General features: G+C 61.4%; 30 protein-coding genes. 26 read left to right on the forward strand and 4 right to left on the reverse strand.

What is annotated here, in order from left to right:
- Window positions 1-14: 14 nt before the first annotated feature.
- From KCX59_RS00990 to KCX59_RS01000, 3 genes are all read right to left on the reverse strand, one after another.
- Window positions 15-1,379: a tyrosine-type recombinase/integrase gene (locus KCX59_RS00990; protein ID WP_179017438.1), complete on the reverse strand. Its 1,365-nt coding sequence runs from the start codon at window positions 1,377-1,379 to the stop codon at window positions 15-17.
- A 61-nt stretch (window positions 1,380-1,440) separates the two neighbouring features.
- Entirely contained in the window at window positions 1,441-1,845 is a 405-nt protein-coding gene (locus KCX59_RS00995) for an ImmA/IrrE family metallo-endopeptidase (protein WP_179017439.1), read from the reverse strand.
- Window positions 1,846-1,897: 52 nt separating this feature from the next.
- Window positions 1,898-2,764 (reverse strand): hypothetical protein, encoded by an 867-nt coding sequence (locus KCX59_RS01000; RefSeq protein ID WP_179017440.1) that lies wholly within the window; start codon window positions 2,762-2,764, stop codon window positions 1,898-1,900.
- Between the two features lie 227 nt (window positions 2,765-2,991).
- On the opposite strand from KCX59_RS01000, the gene KCX59_RS01005 reads away from it, so the two are divergent.
- A complete protein-coding gene (locus KCX59_RS01005) occupies window positions 2,992-3,285 on the forward strand; it encodes a helix-turn-helix transcriptional regulator (RefSeq protein ID WP_179017441.1) in 294 nt (97 codons plus the stop codon).
- Window positions 3,286-3,914: 629 nt separating this feature from the next.
- Here the strand turns inward: KCX59_RS01005 and KCX59_RS01010 are convergent.
- A complete protein-coding gene (locus tag KCX59_RS01010; protein ID WP_179017442.1) occupies window positions 3,915-4,157 on the reverse strand; it encodes a hypothetical protein in 243 nt (80 codons plus the stop codon).
- 203 nt (window positions 4,158-4,360) lie between these two features.
- On the opposite strand from KCX59_RS01010, the gene KCX59_RS01015 reads away from it, so the two are divergent.
- From KCX59_RS01015 to KCX59_RS01135, 25 genes are all read left to right on the forward strand, one after another.
- Window positions 4,361-4,609: a helix-turn-helix domain-containing protein gene (locus tag KCX59_RS01015; protein WP_179017443.1), complete on the forward strand. Its 249-nt coding sequence runs from the start codon at window positions 4,361-4,363 to the stop codon at window positions 4,607-4,609.
- Complete coding sequence (locus tag KCX59_RS01020) at window positions 4,606-5,193, forward strand: hypothetical protein (RefSeq protein ID WP_179017444.1); 588 nt, start codon at window positions 4,606-4,608, stop codon at window positions 5,191-5,193. The genes KCX59_RS01015 and KCX59_RS01020 overlap by 4 nt, the downstream gene beginning before the upstream one ends.
- Complete coding sequence (locus KCX59_RS01025; RefSeq protein WP_179017445.1) at window positions 5,190-5,459, forward strand: hypothetical protein; 270 nt, start codon at window positions 5,190-5,192, stop codon at window positions 5,457-5,459. The genes KCX59_RS01020 and KCX59_RS01025 overlap by 4 nt, the downstream gene beginning before the upstream one ends.
- Before the next feature lie 219 nt (window positions 5,460-5,678).
- Window positions 5,679-6,002 (forward strand): hypothetical protein, encoded by a 324-nt coding sequence (locus KCX59_RS01030; protein WP_179017446.1) that lies wholly within the window; start codon window positions 5,679-5,681, stop codon window positions 6,000-6,002.
- Complete coding sequence (locus tag KCX59_RS01035; protein ID WP_179017447.1) at window positions 5,999-7,390, forward strand: ParB/RepB/Spo0J family partition protein; 1,392 nt, start codon at window positions 5,999-6,001, stop codon at window positions 7,388-7,390. The genes KCX59_RS01030 and KCX59_RS01035 overlap by 4 nt, the downstream gene beginning before the upstream one ends.
- Complete coding sequence (locus KCX59_RS01040) at window positions 7,374-7,769, forward strand: hypothetical protein (protein WP_179017448.1); 396 nt, start codon at window positions 7,374-7,376, stop codon at window positions 7,767-7,769. The genes KCX59_RS01035 and KCX59_RS01040 overlap by 17 nt, the downstream gene beginning before the upstream one ends.
- Window positions 7,769-8,068, forward strand: a complete 300-nt coding sequence (locus tag KCX59_RS01045) for a hypothetical protein (RefSeq protein WP_179017449.1) — start codon at window positions 7,769-7,771, stop codon at window positions 8,066-8,068. The genes KCX59_RS01040 and KCX59_RS01045 overlap by 1 nt, the downstream gene beginning before the upstream one ends.
- Window positions 8,065-9,321, forward strand: a complete 1,257-nt coding sequence (locus KCX59_RS01050; RefSeq protein ID WP_179017450.1) for a DNA polymerase III subunit beta — start codon at window positions 8,065-8,067, stop codon at window positions 9,319-9,321. Before KCX59_RS01045 ends, KCX59_RS01050 begins: the two co-directional genes overlap by 4 nt.
- A gap of 119 nt (window positions 9,322-9,440) precedes the next feature.
- Window positions 9,441-9,866, forward strand: a complete 426-nt coding sequence (locus KCX59_RS01055; RefSeq protein ID WP_179017451.1) for an ASCH domain-containing protein — start codon at window positions 9,441-9,443, stop codon at window positions 9,864-9,866.
- Window positions 9,863-10,210, forward strand: coding sequence for a hypothetical protein (locus KCX59_RS01060; protein ID WP_179017452.1), 348 nt, complete (start codon window positions 9,863-9,865; stop codon window positions 10,208-10,210). Before KCX59_RS01055 ends, KCX59_RS01060 begins: the two co-directional genes overlap by 4 nt.
- Window positions 10,207-10,338: a hypothetical protein gene (locus tag KCX59_RS01065; protein WP_256871417.1), complete on the forward strand. Its 132-nt coding sequence runs from the start codon at window positions 10,207-10,209 to the stop codon at window positions 10,336-10,338. Before KCX59_RS01060 ends, KCX59_RS01065 begins: the two co-directional genes overlap by 4 nt.
- Window positions 10,331-10,522: a hypothetical protein gene (locus KCX59_RS01070; RefSeq protein ID WP_179017453.1), complete on the forward strand. Its 192-nt coding sequence runs from the start codon at window positions 10,331-10,333 to the stop codon at window positions 10,520-10,522. The genes KCX59_RS01065 and KCX59_RS01070 overlap by 8 nt, the downstream gene beginning before the upstream one ends.
- Window positions 10,519-10,818: a hypothetical protein gene (locus tag KCX59_RS01075; RefSeq protein WP_179017454.1), complete on the forward strand. Its 300-nt coding sequence runs from the start codon at window positions 10,519-10,521 to the stop codon at window positions 10,816-10,818. Before KCX59_RS01070 ends, KCX59_RS01075 begins: the two co-directional genes overlap by 4 nt.
- Window positions 10,815-11,555: a hypothetical protein gene (locus KCX59_RS01080; protein WP_218649192.1), complete on the forward strand. Its 741-nt coding sequence runs from the start codon at window positions 10,815-10,817 to the stop codon at window positions 11,553-11,555. Before KCX59_RS01075 ends, KCX59_RS01080 begins: the two co-directional genes overlap by 4 nt.
- Before the next feature lie 145 nt (window positions 11,556-11,700).
- The gene (locus tag KCX59_RS01085) at window positions 11,701-12,306 is read left to right on the forward strand and encodes a hypothetical protein (protein WP_179017455.1); all 606 of its coding nucleotides are present in this window, start codon (window positions 11,701-11,703) and stop codon (window positions 12,304-12,306) included.
- 177 nt (window positions 12,307-12,483) lie between these two features.
- Complete coding sequence (locus KCX59_RS01090; protein WP_179017456.1) at window positions 12,484-13,539, forward strand: HNH endonuclease; 1,056 nt, start codon at window positions 12,484-12,486, stop codon at window positions 13,537-13,539.
- 2 nt (window positions 13,540-13,541) lie between these two features.
- Entirely contained in the window at window positions 13,542-13,874 is a 333-nt protein-coding gene (locus tag KCX59_RS01095; RefSeq protein ID WP_179017457.1) for a VRR-NUC domain-containing protein, read from the forward strand.
- On the forward strand, window positions 13,871-14,623 hold the full coding sequence (locus tag KCX59_RS01100; protein ID WP_179017458.1) for a hypothetical protein: 753 nt from the start codon (window positions 13,871-13,873) through the stop codon (window positions 14,621-14,623). The genes KCX59_RS01095 and KCX59_RS01100 overlap by 4 nt, the downstream gene beginning before the upstream one ends.
- Before the next feature lie 112 nt (window positions 14,624-14,735).
- Window positions 14,736-15,032 (forward strand): hypothetical protein, encoded by a 297-nt coding sequence (locus tag KCX59_RS01105; RefSeq protein ID WP_179017459.1) that lies wholly within the window; start codon window positions 14,736-14,738, stop codon window positions 15,030-15,032.
- A 51-nt stretch (window positions 15,033-15,083) separates the two neighbouring features.
- Window positions 15,084-15,299 carry a hypothetical protein gene (locus KCX59_RS01110; protein WP_179017460.1) on the forward strand — a complete coding sequence of 72 codons (216 nt, stop codon included), beginning with the start codon at window positions 15,084-15,086 and terminating at the stop codon, window positions 15,297-15,299.
- Between the two features lie 165 nt (window positions 15,300-15,464).
- Window positions 15,465-16,151: a hypothetical protein gene (locus KCX59_RS01115; RefSeq protein WP_179017461.1), complete on the forward strand. Its 687-nt coding sequence runs from the start codon at window positions 15,465-15,467 to the stop codon at window positions 16,149-16,151.
- Window position 16,152: 1 nt separating this feature from the next.
- The gene (locus KCX59_RS01120) at window positions 16,153-16,551 is read left to right on the forward strand and encodes a hypothetical protein (protein WP_179017462.1); all 399 of its coding nucleotides are present in this window, start codon (window positions 16,153-16,155) and stop codon (window positions 16,549-16,551) included.
- Window positions 16,548-17,201: a P27 family phage terminase small subunit gene (locus KCX59_RS01125; RefSeq protein ID WP_179017463.1), complete on the forward strand. Its 654-nt coding sequence runs from the start codon at window positions 16,548-16,550 to the stop codon at window positions 17,199-17,201. Before KCX59_RS01120 ends, KCX59_RS01125 begins: the two co-directional genes overlap by 4 nt.
- Window positions 17,155-18,945, forward strand: coding sequence for a terminase large subunit domain-containing protein (locus tag KCX59_RS01130; RefSeq protein WP_179017464.1), 1,791 nt, complete (start codon window positions 17,155-17,157; stop codon window positions 18,943-18,945). Before KCX59_RS01125 ends, KCX59_RS01130 begins: the two co-directional genes overlap by 47 nt.
- A gap of 16 nt (window positions 18,946-18,961) precedes the next feature.
- A complete protein-coding gene (locus KCX59_RS01135; protein WP_179017465.1) occupies window positions 18,962-20,299 on the forward strand; it encodes a phage portal protein family protein in 1,338 nt (445 codons plus the stop codon).
- The last annotated feature ends 7 nt before the right edge of the window (window positions 20,300-20,306 follow it).

Genomic DNA, 20,306 nt, shown 5'->3' on the forward strand with positions numbered 1-20,306 from the left:
GCCTATTTGAGGGCCTATCCGCTGCGGCGCTTTCGGAATGCTGCCATATCCACCACGGGGGAGGGGGTCGCTGGTTCGGGCTCAGGTTCGGGTTCCGGGTCTGCCGCCCAGAGGGCGTTGCCGACCTTTCGGGCCGCGTCCACCTTCATCTCATCCAGGACGTGCTGGTAGCGGGTGAGCATAGACATCTGGGACCAGCCCATGATGTCCATGACCACACGCCCGGGCACGCCCATGAGCAGCAGGACGGTCGCGGCCGTGTGGCGGGAGTCGTGAACGCGCACCTCATCCACACCGTTCTCGGCCAGGAACGCCTTCCATGCCGCATGGTCTTTGCGGGCGTCAAGGGCTTTGCCGTTGCGTTGGCTGAAGACAAGATCCACCGTCTCACCGTTGGCCGAGGTGAACGGCGCCCAACGGTCGCCTTCCTCGGCCCGGATCCGCAACTGCTCACGACGATGCACACGGAAGGCCTTCACCAAGTCATCAGGGAGCGGGACATCACGCTTGCCGGCCTTAGACTTCGGCTCTCCCAGGTACAGGCCGCCGCCGTGACGCTTGGGGCAGTCCGCGCCGCGCTTGCCTCCGCAGCTCGGCTTCTTCTCTGTCGCGCCCGGGCACCCGTGTTCCCACGGAAGCCGGAACAGCTCGCGGTGGATGCTCAGCTTGCCGCCGTCCAGATCCATCTTGTCCCACGCGAGGCCCAACACTTCGCCCTGCCGCGGCCCCATGGCCAGGGACAGCAGCCACCGCGCGCCGTTCTCCTGGTCAGTCACCGCGGCCCGCACCAGCTTCTTGGCATCGGCCGTGGTGAGGATCTGAGGTTCGAACGCTGCTGCTTGTGGGCCGTCCATCCTGTCCGTGGGGTTGGTAGCGATTCGTTGCCGCTGGACGGCGATCTTTAGAGCCCTGTGCAGGATGCGGTGCAGCTGCGCGATGGTGCTTTCCGATTTGCCCAGCTCGCGCATGCCAGCATAGGCCAGCTCGAAATGCTCAGGCTTGAGCTTGTCCAAGCGAACCTTGCCAAGGGGCTTGTCCTCAACCCAAACGCGGATATAGGAGCGGTAGCCCACCATGGTTCGAGGACGCACCCGTCCGGAGGTGGGGGCGATGGTTGTCAGCCAGTGATCCAGCCATACCTGCAAGGTGGGAGGACGGGACGCTGAGAGGATGCCGTCCTCCTTCTGGCGGACGGCATCACGCAACGCCCTGTTGGCTTCTGCTCTGGTTGCCCCGTAGACCGAGCGGCGCCGCCTCTTGCCGTCGGCTCCGATGCCGAGGTCTACCTGAGCCCGCCAGCGGCCGTCCGCTTGCAGGTACGCTTCAGTGCCGTCGCCCTTGGGCCGCCTCTTTTTCTTAGGCTTCTCTGGTTCGGACATGGCTTCCCCTCCATGATGCGAGTATGTGCAGCGAGGCCAACGGCGCTCGCGTGCGTGATTGTCAGTGTTGCTGTAGTTCGACGCCCAGGAGGATCGACCATTCAGCCTCGGTGAGGCTCTTGAATCTGTCCCGGAGGACTTCCGGCGTCACCCAGAGTTCGTCGGCCAGCTCCCCGAAGGAGCGTGACCAGGCCAAACCTGCTGTCAGGTGCTCAATGCGGACAAGGCGTCGGGCAGTCTCTGCGCAGACCTCGGCTTCGATAGCCGGTGGCTGACAGCCGAGATGCTTACGCTCCAAGTGGATCAGCTCGTGGGTGACTGCGCACCGGCGTTCAACTTGGTCAAGGCTCTTATCCAGCCAGATCGTATCGACGCCGTTGGTACGCCCAGGGGCGCCGTCGGGCATAGCTACCCACGACAGCCGCACATGGGCCAAAGCTCGCAGGGCCCTCCAAGGATGAAACACATCCCGGACAGTACTAGGCCGGGCAGACATCGAGGGCGCGAGGCCCTCAGTGTCAGCTTTCGTCGTCGGAGTCCTGGGACTCTTCGCCACGCTTGGCCCATTCGGACTCCCGGTCCTTGTGACCAGTGGGACCTGAGTAGGCCGCAAGCTCCTGCCAGTTCTCAGGCAACGGGATATTGCCATCAACTGGGGCGTCGGGGTTAGAGGGTACTGCGCTCAGTCCGCGCTTGGTCTTCTGTCCAGCGCGAGCGTCACGGCGCTCGCCGGCATCGCGGATGTCGGCTGGTTGTTCCTGTGCATCGGTGCTACTGGCATCTGCGTTCTTCTCCAAGTCCACGAGGACCCGCGCCATTTCGATCATGATCTTTCGCGACTTGGGCGAAAGATTGTCGACTCCGGGCGGAAGTTCCTCAGCAAGCGGGGGACCAGGGACAGGCTGTCCCGCGGCCGTGAACGCAACCTCATCAGCTACGCCGGCCAACCATCCAATAGCGCGGATAGTCTCCGCGCTGGGCACGGACTTGTAAGTCCCAGCCTTGAGGTGGTTGATCGTCGTCGTCGTGATTTTGAAGCCCTGCTCTTGCGCCAGGAAGGCGAGTTGCCTACCGGACATGCGGCGCTTGTGCTGGGCGAGATCGATTAACGATCGAAAGTCGGTGACTTCCGGGGATTTTGGGCGTTCCGCAAAGACAGTAGAAAAAGCGGTCTCCTCGTCAATGTTGGTAAGCCACGCAAGTGCGCTTACCGTCTCCTTCCGAGGTTTATACGAGTACGTGCCGCTGCGAATGGAGTTGAGGGTTGTAGCCGTCAACTCGTAACCCGCTTCTTGAGCCATGCGTGCCAGCTCTGATCCCGAGACGCCAGGGTGCTTGGCAAATGCCAGCGTGGCGAGGTTCGTTAGTCCGAGAGGTTGGTTCACGACGATGACTCTTTCCTATGGCTTGTTCCTTTTGTAAGCGGCGAACACAGGACCACAAACAAGTAACTTCTGTATCTTGCCAGCAAATAAGCGGGAAGTATCGCTTGTCAGCTTTACAAGTAGTTGCGGATGATGCATGCTTTACTTGTAACACCGACAAAAGGAGTGTAGAAATGGTCATGCAAGCTACAAGGCGGCGTCCGCCGCTCGTTCGTAAGGAGACATGGATGAAGGTCAAGGACCCGGCCATGATCCGGCGATGGAGGAAGCAGGAGCATCTTTCGCAGGCCCAGCTGGGCTATTTGGTTCGGCGCTCGCAAACGACCATCTATCTCCTGGAGACCGGTGGGATGCGAACACTTTCGGAAGATCTGGCACTGGCAATCGCCGCCCGACTCCGCGTGCCGTGGGAGGACCTCTTTGAGGCTCAAGAGCATGAAGTCATGCCTGAGGTTACAAATGATGCACACTCCACACGTCGCACAATTAGGCCCCACCACAACCGAAGGATGTCGGCATGAACTCGTTTGAAGAGTCCGATGATGAAGCAACTTGGGATTCTCGCCCGGCGAGGGTCGCTAAGAACCACGCGCTAACTGTTCCTGTCCGTCTCCGCGATGGGGACTTGTGCCGGAATTGCAAGGGCGTGGTGTCGTTCCAGGACCGGAAGTCGGCGGCAGCTGGCATGTTCTATGTTTCGGATCCTGCGAACCCTCGGGTGGAGAGCATCTTTGTAATCTGCCGGGAGTGCCACAACTCGAATGTGCCCGTGTCGATCGAGCCAGCACCGGTCAAGCCTCTTTATTCGGCGGAGACATGGTTGTACCTTTCTCGCCACGGCGGCGCAGGCGTACCGAAAGCTGAGGTTACGCCGGACGCGGTGACCATCAACATCACGGGAGCGCCAGAAGCAACAGCCGAAGAGGTTGCCAGCAAGATTGTTCGGCAGTGCACTCGCAAGTCCTCCGCAGTGCCGACCATCCGCGTATTCCGCATGGTCGTCCAGGAGCTCCCCGAAAAGCAGTGGGCCCAGTTCATGGACAAGTTCATCCACGAACTGGGCCTCCGCCTCAGTGGCAAAGATGCCCTGCCTTACCGAGATTGGGTCAACGCCTTGTTTGTTGCTCAGCGCGCCCTTACCCAGGAGGGCTTAGCCGAGGGTGTCGCTAACGCTGAGGGGGAGAGCGCCACCGCGACCGGCGGCGCCCAACTCGGTGATGACGATCGGAACTCCAGGGGAGCCGAGTAGGTGCACCGTTCCCCCGTCGCTGGTCTTCAGGTCCGTGAACAGCTCAGCCTTGGACGCTGCGGTGAGGTCGTGCACAACGTCCTCGGCGTCGTACTCCTCGCTCAGCCAGAACTCGTGGTGCCCGTAGTTGACCTTGATGGCCATGAATCTTCCCCTTCTGTAGGTGCACCAAATGGTGCGGTGTGTGACAACCCGAATCCTACAGACGGGGAACCCCCATCCGGCGCGGCAGCATCTTCCCCCGCTGCTGCCGCGCCGGACCCCAAAACCTCATGAGAAAGCCCTCAGCTGATGCAACAGCTGAGGGCCTGAGTCGAAAACCCGATCAATCACGAAAGGAATCTCCAATGGGAAGCGTATCAATGTTCCCCGGACCGTCCGAGTCCAGAGCCGCCGAAAGAGGTGTCACTGCACTCCTGAGTGTTGTGGACGCAGCGGAAGTCCTCGGTGTCTCCAAGCACTACGTGCAGGACAGAATCAACGCGGGAGAGCTGCGCATTGTGGAGCTGGCGACGAACGTACGCCAGAAGATCCGCGTCCGCGCCGATGACCTCCAGGCGTTCATCGACAACCGCACCTCAGCAGGTGCCGCATGAGCGCCGAAACCGCGGATCTCCTGCCGCGCAACTCCTACTTCCACGCCGTCGATCGGCAGATGGAAACGGACTCTTACCCGTCCAAGATCATCCCTACCGAGCAAGGCCGCCGGCACAAGCTGCTGACCCTCGCCATTCAGGATGCAGAGAACCTCATCGGCGCTCTCAAAACGGCGAAGCACTTCGACCGCCTGGGCAACATCGAGCACGCACTCCCACAAATCGCGGACGCGCTCGCTGATGTCGTGACTAAGGCGCAGAACTTTGTTTCTGACGTGGAGGTGTCAACGGCCCGTTATCGGGGTGTCGTTGCTGATTCCTCCAATGAGGCTGCCGGGGGGCAGTCCTCTGATCCGGCAGCTGCCGTCGAATCCCCCGACGTGCCGGCGGCAGCTGCCTCCACCTCCACTGAACCGGAAGCGGATCTCGTTTACTTCGAATGGCAGGACCCGACCGCCCATGCCGTACCCAAGCCGGGGCCGCATTTGGCCTCGGTGAAGGTGTTCGACCCGTCCGAGTCGCCGTCGGCTCAGTTGCTGGCGTTCGATCGGGCTGCTGGTGCTCACAAGGCGGCAAGAAGATGAAGGCCAGGAAGAAGACGTTCGCGGTGGTCCATCCCATCGGACACCGGCCTTTCCAGGACACCTGCGACTTGCATTACCGCAGCACTGCGGAGTTCAAGCAGCAGATGACCGCTTATGCCCGTCGCAAGTGGCCGCTGCCCCAAGCGATCGAGATCGACCTTTCAACGAACACGATCGTTGTGAACGGTGTTGATCGGGGCAGGTTCTCGGAGCACGAGCACCGTGAGTCGGCGCGCAAGGCTATCCAGCTTGGGTTGGAGCTGTGATGCGCCCGACGGCGCGGGTCGGTCTGTATCGCCGCCGCGCTTTCCTTTACGGGCCGCTCGTGATCCTCGGAGCAGCACTGGTTTTGATGACCAGCCCCAATATCAACGGCGCTTACCTCGCTGGTCTGCTGATCTTGCTGACCGGTGCTGGTGGTTTCGTTCTCGAGTCCGGGCCTCAGCCCAGGCGTAGAAGATGATGGCCGGCGATTGGGGGCGCCGATGACAGATAGACCACCAGGCGCCCGCCCCGGCGCCGCCCCGTTACCCCAGACAGCGGACGCTGTCCCGGTCCTTACTCAGAAGGACCAGGAGAACGTCCACCGCCAGAGGCAGGAACCAGCCACCGAACAAGAGTGGCTCGGCAACCCAGTAGTCCGTGATGACGCTGCGCTGCGCCTTCTCCGCATCGAACGTACGACCACCCGCGCCCTTTCGGCGTTGCAGGATGGCGAACTCGATGCTGCCATCAGCCGGCTACAGGCCGCGCTGACCCTTGCCCTGGCGGAGCAAGCACTTTCCACCACTTGCGAAGGACAGCCATGACACCCATCGAATTCAGAATGATCCCGGTCGCGGATCTCGTAGACCACCCCCAAAACCCGAGAGACGATCTCGGGGACCCTCAGAAGCTGGCCGAGCTGGCCAACGACATCGCGGACAACGGCAACACCGAAGCCCTGCACGTCTTCCCAATCAAGGAAGGCCCAGACGCGGGCAAGTTCCTGCTGGTCGCTGGCCACAGAAGAACGGCAGCTGCCCGGCTGGGGAACGTCGAGGAGCTGTACTGCCGTCTCCGCCCGGATCTCGACTCGCTGGATAAGCAGCTGGAGACGATGCTGAGGGAGAACACCCACCGCGAAGGCATCACCCCTATCAACGAAGCCAAGGCCATTCAGGCAATGCTCGAATGTGAGGGCATGTCCGTGAAGAAGGTGGCCAAGCGTATCCACCGTTCGGAGACTTTCATCCGTTCCCGCTCGGCCCTGGTGAAGTTGCCCGAATCAGCAAAGCACGCCATTGACCACGGCCTGATGACCTTGGAACAGTCCCAGGTCTTTGATGACTTCGCGGACGACGAAGAGGCGACAGCGGAGCTGACCAGGAATGCCGGCACGAAGGACTGGGCGTACACGGTCAACCGCCTCCGCGGCATTCGTGAGCGTGCGTTCAAGACGGCTGCGTCGGAGCAGCTCGTCAAGGACTTGGGCATAAAGACCATCACGTCACAGCAGGCTTATTCCTCGACAAAGTACGTCCGGGACTACGACCGCGAGAAGATCCCCGCTGAGCGCATCACAGCTGGGCAGGTTGCTGTCATCAGCCATACGGGCGATTTGGAGTGGTACGACGTCAAGGCGGCTGGAGCGAAGAAGAAGCTGACGGAGGAGGAGATCGCTGACAAGAAGCGGCTCCAGGACATTAGCGCCGGCCTTGAGCAGGCCGAGGCGCTCTGGAATGAGTTTCTTGAATCCAAGATCCGGGATGCTGCGGGGCACTTCGACCGGCCCGAGGATGCTCCGGCCGTCCTAGCTCTGCGGAAGACCATGTTTGACGGATACCGCGCTACCCACGATAAGGCTGCTCGGGCGCTTGGCATTCCTCTGGTTCGCGGTACTGGAGTCACATCATCGGATGTCGAATCTGTGGAAGCCGCTATCGGCAAGCTCAAGCTGCTGCAGCTGGCATACCTCCACGCTCATCTGCACCTCACGCGCGGTGAGCTGCACAAACCGTCCACATGGGACGTCAGTGGTTCTTGGGAGAAAGCCGCTCTGGAGGAGTTTCTCGCCAACCGGAAAGAGGTCTTTGGCTATGACATCACTGCATTCGAGCAGGAGGCCATCGACTATTGGGCAGCGAAGGCCGAGTCAGGCAACCAGGACGACGAGGAGGACGACGAGGAGGACTACGACGATGACGACGACGCCTAGCCATTTCCTCAAGAGGAACGCCGACAACGAGCCCGTTTGTGGCTGCGGGTTCCGCCCCGAGATCCTGGATGATCCAGCGCCGGTCGGCATCCAGTGGAAAGCCAAGCGTGACGTCCTCGATCACGTGGACGCGATGTCAGGTTTCCGCCCCTCGGCCCCGTTCGACGTCGCCCCAGACTGCCGTTATCCACGGGCCGGAGTTCGGCCAGGAGCCAGCGGACGGTGGAAGCTCACCCTCTGGGACGAGCGCGGAGTTATGCACGCGCTCCCGTCCGAGCACCAGTGGCACGACACCGCCCGGGAAGCCTTCGACTACGGGCAGCTCATCATCCACAACCACCGCAAGGCTGGCACTCGCCTCAACGGGATGGGCCGCTGATGGCGTGGGCAAGCATCGACCAACGATGGCAAGACCAGAAAGTCAGGATCTACCGCAGCAGGTACGACGAAGCATCCAGGATCACAGCAGCGCTGATGATCCGTCGGCAGAACCTCCTGACCGAGATCTGCGCCGACGACCTGGACGGACTCGACACCACAACCAAGTCCCGCCGCCTCCGCCAAACAGACGACGAACTGGACTTCGCAAAAGACCAAACACAAGCCGCATGGGCAGCCCTCCAAATCGAAGAGGGCCACCACCACATCACCCACGAACCAAGAGAGGCCAGAAGATGACCGCCACCATCACCGAACCCACCACAACCACAGAACCAGCGCTCGCCGATCTGGCGATCACTGCTACTGGCACTGAATGGCTGCGGAAGCTCGCGGCCGTGGGCGCTGCGGTCTGCTCCCGGCCCCCGGTGCCGATCCTCAGCTTCATCGTGTTGGCGTGCAATCGCGGCAAGGCAACGCTCACCGGCTACGACTACTCCACCTCTGCCGTCGTCAAGCTGAACCATGAAGCCGTGGGAACCTTGCGCAACAGCAAAGCACTGGCACCGCACTCCTGGTTGGTCCGCACGATACGCGTGCTGACAGCCCGCAAGAGGGACATGCCGGTAACGGTGGCATCCAAGACTCTTCTGGGCCGGCCAATGATCACGGTGACCGCGGCTGGCTTCACCATTCCGCGGCTTCATGACGCACCGCTTTCGGAGTACCCAGATCTTCCCGCGCACGGTGAGCTGGATACGTTTGAGCTTGACCGCGAGGTGCTGGCGGCTGCTCTTGACCGGGCTTCCGTTTCCGCGAGCCGCGACGAGACGTTGCCGATCTTGACCGCAATCGAAATGCAGAGCCACGGCAGGTTGCTGACTCTGCAAGCGACAGATCGCTACAGGCTGTCCTCGGAGACGCTCAAGCTGACGAAGGAAGTCCAGGACTTCAGGTTCCTCCTGCCCGCTAAAACATGGAAGTCCGTCGCGAAGCACCTCAACGGTGAGAAGGTAACCCTCGGCGTTTTGGTCTCTGGGGATGTGCACGGAAAGGACGGCGGCCGGGCGAGCGTCCATCTGTCATCCGGCGACTCCGCTTTCACACTGACTGGCGTCATGGGTGATTACCCCAAGATCAAGTCACTGTTTGACCTGGACTTCGGCATGACTTTGGAGGTCAACCGCCGGGATCTTACTGACCAGGTCATCGTTGCCCGAGAGCTGAACGACTACAACGAACCCGCCTTGTTGAAGATCGGGCCCAGCTCTGTCACCCTGGCGCCCAGCTTTGCCGAGGGCGGTAGCGAGGTCGCCACTCCGATCCTGTTGGCGGACACCACCAACATCGAGGTGCCGGATACGGCTGCCTACAACCCGCAGTTCCTCTTGGAAGCACTGAAGGCAATCAACGCAGAGGTTGTGCGCTTCGCGTTCTACAACATGGTCAAACCCACTTGTATCTCCCCAGTTTCGGCCAAAGGTGACACGCCCAGCACTTACAGACACCTGCTTATGCCGGTTCGGCTGCCCAACCGCGTCGGAGGCGAGTAGGTAATGACCCAAGCAGAAGAAGACGCGATGCTGGCCCAGATGCTCAGCCGTCCGGAGAAGCTCAACACCTGCAAGGCCTGCGATAAGGTGCAGAACGCCCAGGGCGAGTGTGATTGCTCATGATGGGTATCGAAGCACCCGTGCTGAAAGCGGTCACGGTCAAAAACCCGTGGGCATGGTCGATCCTGCACGCTGGCAAGGACGTCGAAAACCGCTCGCAGTCCATCAACCACCGCGGCACTCTCTACATCCACGTGGCCAAGTGCGATGACGAAGCAGGGTACGAGAACGAGACGTTCCGGAGGGCCCGGGCAGCTGCGCCTCAGGCGTTCAAGAACCACCTCCAGCTTCAGGGCTACGTCCTCGGCACTGTGGAAGTTGTGGGCTGTCACTACTCCACCGAATGCAAGACAGCTGACGGGTACTGCTCCGAGTGGGCGCGACCAGGCTTCTACCACTGGGAGCTGCGGGACCCGCGCCCGCTTACTTGTCCGTTCCCTGAGATCGGCAAGCTGGGCCTCTGGAATCTGGCGGCCACCGCATGAGCCGGCCGTTGGAACTCACCATCCACCCACCCGTGCCGGCTTATCCGCCAAGCGTCCCATCCGGCGGCAACGCATTCACCAGGGCTGTTCAGCAGATGCAGGCCTCCCTGGACTGGCAAGTGGAGCGGATGGCAGAGGCAGCGCTCTGCCGCAGAAAGCGCCTGTCGGAGCCTGAACTTGCGGCCGAGTTCTGGCACGCCGCGCAGGTCGCCACCTACGCCCGCGGACGCATCGACTGGGGCCTTCCCGGTTACGGCGCAATCGACCCCGACCGGGCCGAGGACATCGAACACGTACTCAGCCGGTTCGCGGAGCTTCCTCACTACGACGAGGAAAAACAGTGACGGCGGCCGTCGAGGAACCTCCCACTGATCCCGCGCCGGTACTGACAGCAAAACTCGAACGACTCGCTCAGACCAACCCGGACGTCTACCAACAACTCTTCACAACAAAGGACACCAAGAATGCGTAAAGCACTTGCAGCAATCTTCGCCGTGGTGGCGCTGACCCTGGCTGGGTGTGGTGGCAACATCCAGACTGGCAGCGGCGAGCAGAGCATCAACAGTGACGAGACTTACCGTCTCAAGGACGGTCGCTCGGTGACGTGCATAGTCGGACCGGGGCGGCTCTCCTGTGACTGGAGCAACGCGAAGTGAGCGCGGGAATCGTACGCCGGCAAGGTAAGGGCCAGTGGATTTACGAATGCCGTCCTTGCGGCGACCAGGCGGAGACCGTGGACAAGTTCAGGGCAATCGAGTACGGACAGTGGCACGAGAAGAGCTTCCAGCACGCTTTCACGGGAGTTGGCCAGATCTTCGCCAAGGCCTATGCAGAGTTGAGTCTTGCAGTCATGCCGACAGTGGAAGCACACAGCCGCATCCTGGAGCCGCCCTCAAACCTGCCGCATGATCCGAGTCTCCTGAACGACCGCCGGAAATGGGGCGGACGATGACTGATGTGCGTGCCCTCCTGGTGCCGTTCAAGGACAGGCTGGCAGCAGCAACGCCTGGACCATGGACTGCATGGACCACCGGGACGAGCGGTGGGGACCACTGGTTTGTCGCCACCGCCGGATGTGCCATCGCTCAGATTCACGCGGACGATGTGCAAGGCGACAACCGCCGCAAGTCTGACGCCGTGTTCATGGCCAACGCTCCCACCGACCTCGCCCGCCTACTCGCTGCCATCGAAGCCGTCGTAGATGCTTGCGACCGTGTCATAACGAACGCGGACGGGCATAAACCGCCTGGACCGCCGCATCCCACACGTGAGCAAGGGACGGCGCTGAGGATCCGCGCCGCTCTTGCCGCCGCTTTGGGCTCTGACACCACAATGAGCGCCCAAGATGCCCCGGCCTCGGTTGCTGGTTGGGATAACTCGGTCATCAACGCCCCGCGCGATTGTGACCACGTCTGGGAAACGGCTGGCATGGTCTTTGAAACGCAGCTACTGGACGCCTACGGCCGGGTCCAGGTGCGCCAGCCGGATCTTGATGCTGGGCGGGTGTACTTCATCTGCCGTCAATGCGCTTCGCACACGTATATGACTACCCAATGGATCGGCTACCGACTCCACGGTTCAGAGGATGCCGGGCCTGCTGCCGAAAGCGGCTGGCATCGTGCCCTCTGGAAGGTGGACCCGGCCGACGATCCAGATTCGCAGGAGCCGACGACGAATCAGGGCCAGTGAGTGGTCCGCTGCCTCGGCTGCGGCCACTACCACGGAGCAGCTGATGGCCGATGGCCATCCTGCAACGGCTACACCTATCCGGAAGATTCAAGCGGCATCCGCCGGTGCGCATGCACCGGCCCAGAAACAAGAACAGGAGAGGCAAATGACAGGCGTCCAGACTGAACGAACCATGCTGGATCTCCTCCTGGCCAGATACAACACCGAGCGCCAAGGAACAATCGCAGACCGTTGGGTCAGGGCTGAACATGTTCGTTCATCCCAAGGCGTTTGGGAACCGCTGAGCATTGCGGACTTCATTGCCATTGACAAATACGCCAGCAGCCAGGCCATCCACGGCCACGAGGTCAAGGTCTCCCGCTCCGACTGGCTCACAGAACTCCGAGACCCGACCAAGGCTGAACGAATCAAGCGCTTCTGCCACCGTTGGTGGCTTGTCGTACCGGACGCGAAGATCGTCAAGCCTGGTGAACTTCCCGAAGGCTGGGGGCTCATGGTCAAGAGCGGAAATCTGCTCCGAGCAAAGAATCGGGCGCCGAAGCTCGAACCCGAACCGTTGACGCTCGACTTCGTTGCTGGTCTCACCGCAGCAGTCCAACGAACCGCCATGCGCGAACCGCTCCACCGCGATGCGCGCACGATCTCGACTTGGAACGAGCGCCACGGGAGTCGTCAGCTCTGTCAGGGCTGCGGTGAACTCGCGCCCTGCCAGCTTCATCAGCCCCGAGCCGTCAAGAAGGAGGCAGCGTGAGCAATCAGAATGCACATGACCTCGTTCGGTTCGCGGAGGAGGTGCTCGAAGTGGAGCTGCTGCCTTGGCAGAAAGAGTATCTACAGCGTCTGGCGCTACCACGGACCGTCGTACTACACGGCGGCTACAGAAACGACATGCCGAGACCGGCGATCACCACGAAAGAAGGTCCATCCAGTGCCATGGCTGAAGCAGGGCGACGCGGCGGCGAATCACCCGATCGTCCTCTCAGCAGTGGAGATGGAAGAAGCAGATGACCGGATTCTGAATGAGTGCTTCGGATTCGTGGCCCGCTGCGCCACCCAGGCGGCGGCGTACGAACAGGACTACATCATCAGCGTCGGCACGGCCAAGCTCATGGCCGGATCTCTTGGCAGGTACCACGAGCTGATCAAGGCAGCGAAGTTCTGCGGCTACCTCACAGAGACAGAGATCACCGTCGATGGTGAGAAGCGTAAGGCGTTCAAGCTAGTTGAGGACAATGACCTCTTCCACATGATCCTCAAGGCCGAGCGCGAGTGGAACAACCAGAGAAAGAAGGACACCAGGAACAATGAGCTGACGTGGAGAGTAAGAGCCCGCGACGGCGACGCTTGCAGATACTGTGGCAAGTCAGTCGCATGGGGAGACACCAAGTCTGGACGCGGCGCCACCTATGACCACACCAACCCCGGCAAGGCCGGCACTGTAGACACACTCGTTGTCTGCTGCCGCGAATGCAACGGACGCCGGCAAGACGATCCCGAGAGCACCTGGAAGACCATCCCAGTTCCGGCTGAGCCAATCATTGGCCCAGCAACGGCTGCTTTCATCGCCAAGCACGGCACCCCGATCGAACCCACCTACACCCGACCAGGTACAGCACCGGCCACCAGCACCACGGCAACGGACGACACGAACCCCGTAGAGCAGCCCACGCTGGCCGCTCCGGGACAAGACGAGGCAACGGCTCACTCCGGCCCGTCCAACGAGTCACCGGCCCACACAGCCACGGTCAAGCATCCACCGGCAGCAACGGCACACCCGGCTGCAACGGGATCCAGATCCAACACCAGACCAAATCCTGACCCAGGACATAGGTATCCCGGATCTGGATTTGTCGGGACGGGTAGGGAAGGGACGGGTTGGGCAGGTAAGGGCAGTGAGGGGCAGGAAGCCCCGCACTCAACCCAAGGCAAACCCAAGAACCAAACCAAGAAGAGAAGACGCCCCCATAAGCGAGGACGGAACTGAACATGCCTACCCAACGACTTTCATCGCCTAACTCACCATCAGAAGATGAGTTCCAGTCTGCTGTCCTGCAACTTGCTCAGCTCCTCGGATATCAGCTCAGGTACCACAACCCTGACAGCCGGCGCTCTCAGGCTGGCTTTCCGGATCTGGTCCTTGGTAGCTCATCAAGGAAGCGCCTCCTCTTCCGTGAACTGAAAACCGATACCGGACGAGTCAGCCCTGCCCAACGGGTGTGCATGGAGATCCTCAACCTAGCCGGCGCTAATGCTGCCGTCTGGCGTCCACAGGATCTTCGCAGTGGCCGGATCGAACGAGAGCTGAGAGGTGACAAATGACAACGTGCACGACTGAAGACTGCTACCGGGAAACCTCGCTGTATCTGTGCACTGACTGCATCCTGGAACTCGACTCACTTCTTGCCGACGTTGGCCCTCTGCTTCAGTTCATCGACGGTGCCATTGACCAGACTGCTGTGACCAGGAGTCCGGGCGCGAGTGGTGGCGGTGGTGGTCATGCGAAGTCCCAGCCAGCCATGAACGTGGATGCCTGGTTGCTTCGGGCATGGCTGCATCAGCTGCCGGGCCGCGCTCATGCCACTGCAATGGACAACCCGAAGGCCGGGGAGATTCTCTATATGGCCCGCATTTGGGTGCAGCAGGGACGTGATCTTGTGTGGGGCCCAGAGGACAAGCGCGTCTACGGCCAGTGCGAGGAGCCCCTCGATGGGGAGGATGAAGATGACGATCCGATACCTTGCGATGGTCGGCTGGTCGCCCACCCGGATGATGCCACTGTGAAGTGCCCTGTCTGCAACACCGTCCACAACGTCAGCGATGTGATGGAGAAGTTGAGGCGTAAGGCCAGAGGGGAGCCGATGCCACCGAGGGCGGTACGTGAGTACCTTCAGCGGAAGACAAAGGTGATCGTCACGAAGTTCGACTTCGAGAACTGGGTGAAGCTGGGCAGGCTGCGTTACGTCTTGGATCGAGTCACTACTACAGCCAAGGCCCCGCGGATCTACTACCCGGGAGATGTGCTGGAGGTGTCAGAGCGCATGCGGGCGAGGCGTCGAACACTTGTCTAGAAATGCAGTACAGTAATTCCGAGGGGATAGCTGTCCCTACAGCTTTGAGTGAAGGCCTCGACGGATAACCGTCGGGGCCTTTGTCATGTCCAGCCAAGGTGGTGAGACTGATGTGAACGGACTGAGCATCCCCTCGTGGTCAGGCAGGCGAGCAGGTGAAGCGCTGGCCAAGGTCAAGGCCGAGGGCCGACGACGCAACGCAGTCTGCTGCATCTGCGAGCAGAGTATCGACTACTCACTGTCCTATCCGCATAAGCAGTCGTGCAGTGTGCAGCATGTGAAGTCACGCAAGCTGTACCCGCAGCTGACGTGGGAACCAAGCAACTGGAAGCCTGCGCACCTTGACTGCAACAAGGCGGCTGGCACGGGTGAGGATCTCAGCATGGGCGTCACCTCCGAAGACTGGTGACGTCCAAGGCCCGGCACCCAACCACCCCACCCAAGACCAAGGAGAACAGCCATGGGTAAGACGACCGCAGTAGCAACCCTGTACAGCAAGACCGATGCAGGCAATGGGCAGACGGCTCTGGCCTTCTGTGCTGACTACAACGACGAACGCAACAAGGAGTGGGCGAAGTACACGCCCGGACTGAGCGTCGGGATGACCGTTATCGAAAGCGTTGGCGAGCAGTTCGAGCAGGGCGAAACGTACCTGCTTACCTTTGAACGGCAGTAAGGACGCCGGCGGGGCTCCGAAAAAATCCAGCAAGGTGATTCGCCGGACACTCCCCGCCTGCTCCTCCCTCTCCCCCCGGGAGTTTCCCCGAAGGAAATAGCCCAAGATCGTTGAATTGGCGGGGAAAACGGACCCATCATCTTACCCGAAAGGCGTTAGCAAATCATGGCTAGTCTCGGAAATCTCACGCTCGTCCTTTCGGCCCGAATCGGGGACGGCGAACCCCACGACATCGGAGAAATCGAACTGCCCGTCGTTCATGAAACGACCCACACGGTTGGGCACGTCTCCATCACGGCGCGGGTCCGCGTTGACGACGTCGAGCTGAACCAGCGAGTGCAAAAGTTCGCAGCTGCCGTAACTGACGAGATGGCCGCTGCTGCCAAGCCCGACGTTCTGGCCTACTCGCCGGATCGCATGATCGGATCAGCTCTGACCATCGACCCTTCTCCAGTCTTCAATGCCAGGCTCAAAGCCGCCAAGGCCCGGCAGGCTACACTGGCCGCCCCGGCCATCCTTGACGGGCCAGAGCACGTCATCATTGGAGGCCGCCAGGAGGGCAAGACCCGCCTCGCACTGAAGTGGCTCACGGATGCTCCAGAGGGAGTGGAACGAGTCCTGATCGTCACCGACAACAACTCGGCTGAACACCTCAAATCCTCTTACGGGCTGCCCAAGAATGATCCACGGATCATCAGCTACCGGACCCTGCTCAACAAAGGCCCACGCCCAGGCGTGGAATACGGGGTAGACGACACAGCCCATATCCTGACGGCACTTCTGGGGCTCAAAGACCTGCCCCGCCTTCTGACCGTAGGCCACGCCGAGGCATGGCAGGGCACGAAGAAGTAACGTGCACGACCGCCCAGCGATCCGGGAACAGCGGGACGAGGGCAACTCCATCAGGAGCATCGCGAGAGACCACGGAGCCTCTCGGAACGCCGTCCGCCGGGCAATCCGGCCCGGCGCTCGCGATGGCTACTACCGGCCCTCTGCAATTGAAGAGGCTGAGCCGGCCGTCCGCGATGTCCTGGCCGACTATCCACAGATGTGCGTAGCGGACGTCGCCCTCCTGATCGACTGGAGGAAGTCCCGCAGGCAGCTATCAGACCTCGTGGCACGCCTCAGGCCGAAGAGCGCGAACGAGTGGCCTACCGTCAAGGCCCGCACGCTCGAATCCCTCGCCACCGGCAAGCTCACCACGAGGCCCCTCCAATGCGGCTCGATGAAACTCGGGGAGTTGAAACTATGACCTCAATTGAGAACCACATCGAACCACCGGATCACCTTCCGGAGCCTGTAGCGGATGTGTGGCGGGAGATCGTCGCTAGCAACGACCTGGTAGGCAACGTGGACCGCTCCGCACTGGAAACCTTCTGCACGCTCATGGCACGACTCCGTGAAGCCAGGGGCCGAATCGAGGACGAAGGCATGGTGGTCACAGACCCCCGAGGTCGCGTCATCCCCCACCCGGCGCTCGCCGTCGAACGGTCCACCGCAGAGCAGATTCGGGCGTGGGGTGACCGCTTCGCCCCGCTCGTAAAGCCAGCCAGGAAGCGCGGCTACATGGCTGACGCCACTGCGCTGACCATCACGGCCGCGAAACACCTTGAAGGCCCCCGCTTCGCTGGTCCAGTGGCAGCCGTGAAGACGCTTGCCTGGATGATTGACGAGGCCCAGCGCGACAGCATGGAAGCGCTCCAAAAGGCCATGACAACGACCGTGCCGAACTACCTCAAAGCCTGCGCTGAACTGCAAATTACGCCAGCTTCCCTTCCATCCGGCGCGGGGCTGACGGCCGTTCCGCCATCTGAGGAAACCAAACCGGCAGAAGAGGGAAAGCCGGAGGGCGCGAATGTCTCAGACTTCCAAGCTCGCGCCAGGGCACGCCGCTCCGGTTAGTGGTCCCAACGCTGTAGATCCGGGCGATTACTACCGCTCGGTTTGCCATGTCGCAGAGCCTGACCAGTCCGGCGCCAAGCGGAAGAAGATATTCGGGTACGCAGAACCTCGGATCTGCACGCCGCCCCTCCGGGCCCTCACACCAGAGACAACGCTCGGCTACGACGTCATTGACTTCGCGCGAGATGTCCTAGGGCTCGACCTGTACCCGTGGCAGAAGGTCCTGCTCTGCCGGATGCTGGAGCTGCTCCCAGACGGCTCGCTGAGGTTCAGGACCGCAGTGGTCCTGATCGCCCGCCAGAACGGCAAAAGCACCCTTTCACAGGTCCTCGCCCTCTGGTTCATGATCGTCTGGGGCTGGCCGCTGGTCATGGGCACCGCCCAGGACCTTGAAACGGCCGAAGAAGTGTGGCAGGGCGCCGTCGATCTCGTAGAAGAGGACGAGGAACTCTCCAAACTCCTCAAACGTGTCGTCAAAGTCAACGGCAAGAAGGCCCTGGAGCTAAAGGCAGGCAGCCGGTACAAGGTGAAAGCCGCAAACCGTCGCGCTGGACGTGGTTTCACCGGCAACCTGATCATGCTCGATGAGTTGCGCGAGCACCAGAACTGGGAAGCCTGGGGAGCGATCACCAAAACGACCATGGCGCAGGCCGAGGCTCTGATTTTGGCGCTGTCCAACGCCGGCGACTTGACCTCGATCGTTCTTCGATACCTCCGCAAGATGGCCCACGAGGCTCTCGGAGATCCGGACGGCATCTGTGAGGAAATCGGAGCCGCCGGACCTTCCGCCCTCGACGTCGCAGACCTCACGGAAGACGATGAAGAGCTTGATGACGACGAACTGGCCGATTTTGAGCAGGATGAGGACACTCTTGGCCTCTGGGAATGGTCGATGGCTCCTGGTACAGACAAAAGGGACCGTCAAGGCTGGGCGCAGGCCAACCCCTCACTGAACTGGAACCCCGGATTCACCGAACGCACCATCGCAGCGGCATGCAAGACCGATCCCGAGTGGGTGTTCCGCACAGAGGTCGGTTGTCAGTGGTCAGAAGGCACTCTCACAGGTCCGTTCCCCCCAGGGGCATGGGACAAGGGCAAGAACCCAGTCCAAACCTTGGAAGACGGCACCATTGGCGTCGCTGAGGAGCACCGGATAATCCCCGGCTCTGAAGTATGGGCTGGCGTTGACCAGTCTCATGACCGGTCCATGACATATGTGGCCTTTGGAGGCTTTAGGGCAGACGGGAAAGCCCAGGTGGAGATCGTGGCGGCTCGCCACGGCTCCGACTGGGTCAAGGGATACCTGATGGACGACAAACGGCGTGGACGCGTCAAAGCCGTGGCCGGCCAGTCCAAGGGCGCCCCGATCTCGCCACTGATGGAGAGCCTCGCCGCTGACATCGAGTTCACGATTCCCGTTGTCGAGTGGTCAGGCAGCGACCTAACCAATGGTTGGGCAGATGTTTTCGACTCCGTCAGAGACGTCACCGTTTTCCACAACCCGCAGCCCGTTCTGGACACAGCAGCAGCAACAGCTGTCGTGAAGGTGTTCAGCGGTGGCGCATCTATCCCTGATCACCGTGCATCACCTGCTGAGGTTGCGCCTCTCATGGCTTTCACGGCGGTCAAGTGGCTGATGGGGCGCCGCGAGGTCACACCCCCGCCGGCGGCTCCTCCTCCCGAGGCGCTACAGAGCACCGATACCGACTACGCAAGTGATGACGTCGCCCGAATGGGCTTCTGAGCGAGAGGAGCACCGCATGGCAGTACCGGAATCCGCCAAGGGTTACGCGGTGAATGCCTCTCCGTGGTGGACAGCACCAGACGAAGAGGAAACACCAGAGCTTCAGTGGCCAAAGAATGTACGTGTGTACGACCAGATGCGCCGCCAGGACGCACAGGTCGTGTCCACCCTCCGGGCCATCACGCTGCCGATCCGGCGCACCACCTACCGGATCGATCCCAACGGCGCCCGGGATGAAGTCACCCAGCAAGTGGCAGATGACATGGGCTTGCAAATCGTGGGCGACTCCGGGCGCTCGATCCTCCGAACTCGCAACAGGTTCTCCTGGGCTGAGCATCTGCGGCTGGCGCTGACGATGCTTCCCTTCGGTCACTCGTTCTTTGAGCAGGTATACGGAATTGAGGGTGGCAGGGCTCATTTGCGGAAGCTGGAATGGCGTCCGCCCCGCACCATTAGCAAGATCGATGTCGCCTCGGACGGCGGTCTGGTAGCAATCGAGCAATTCTCCGCCAAAGCGGGCAGTAAGGATCCGCGCATAGAGGTGGGCAACTTGGTTGCCTATGTCAATGACCGTGAGGGCGGAAACTGGTTGGGACAGTCCGTTATCCGACCTGCTTACAAGTACTGGCTGCTCAAGGACCGTGCTTTGCGGGTCCAAGCGCAAACCCTGGACCGCAATGGCATGGGCGTCCCGATCTACACTGCCTCAAAGCTCCCGGATGGCCTCGCGGAGGCGGAGTACGTGAGGCGCCAGAACGAAGAGATCGCGGCTGGTCTGAAGATCGCCAGGGGCCTGCGTTCGGGCGACAATTCTGGAGCTTCACTTCCCGATGGGGCAAAGCTCGACATGAAGGGCGTCGAGGGCGACCTGCCTGACGCGGACAAGCCTATTCGCTACTACGACGAGCAGATGGCGCGGGCAGTCTTGGCGCACTTCCTGAACCTTGGGACCGAGACAGGCTCTTGGGCTTTGGGTTCCACGTTCGCGGACTTCTTCACGCTGTCCCTGCAGACCGTCGCCAACCAGATCGCGGACGTGACCAACCAGCACGTCATTGAGGATCTCGTTGACCACAACTGGGGGCCGGAAGAGCCGGCGCCAAAACTCGTGTTTGACGAGATCGGGTCCCGACACCCCGCAACAGCGGAATCCATCGCACGTTTGGTCGACGTTGGTGCGCTGACGCTGGACGATCCGCTGGAGGCTCACCTCCGGAACCAGTACAACCTCCCGGCAGCGGACCCGACAACGGCCCGCGAGAGGGTCACAACCACCCAGGCAAGCCAGTCACCGCCCCCGGCACGTAGAGCGCCTGAGCCGCGGCCTACCGAAAACCGCTGGCCCGGTTCATGACAAGGAG

The sequence above is a fragment of the Paenarthrobacter nitroguajacolicus genome (assembly GCF_051027655.1).
GTDB lineage: Bacteria > Actinomycetota > Actinomycetes > Actinomycetales > Micrococcaceae > Arthrobacter > Arthrobacter nitroguajacolicus.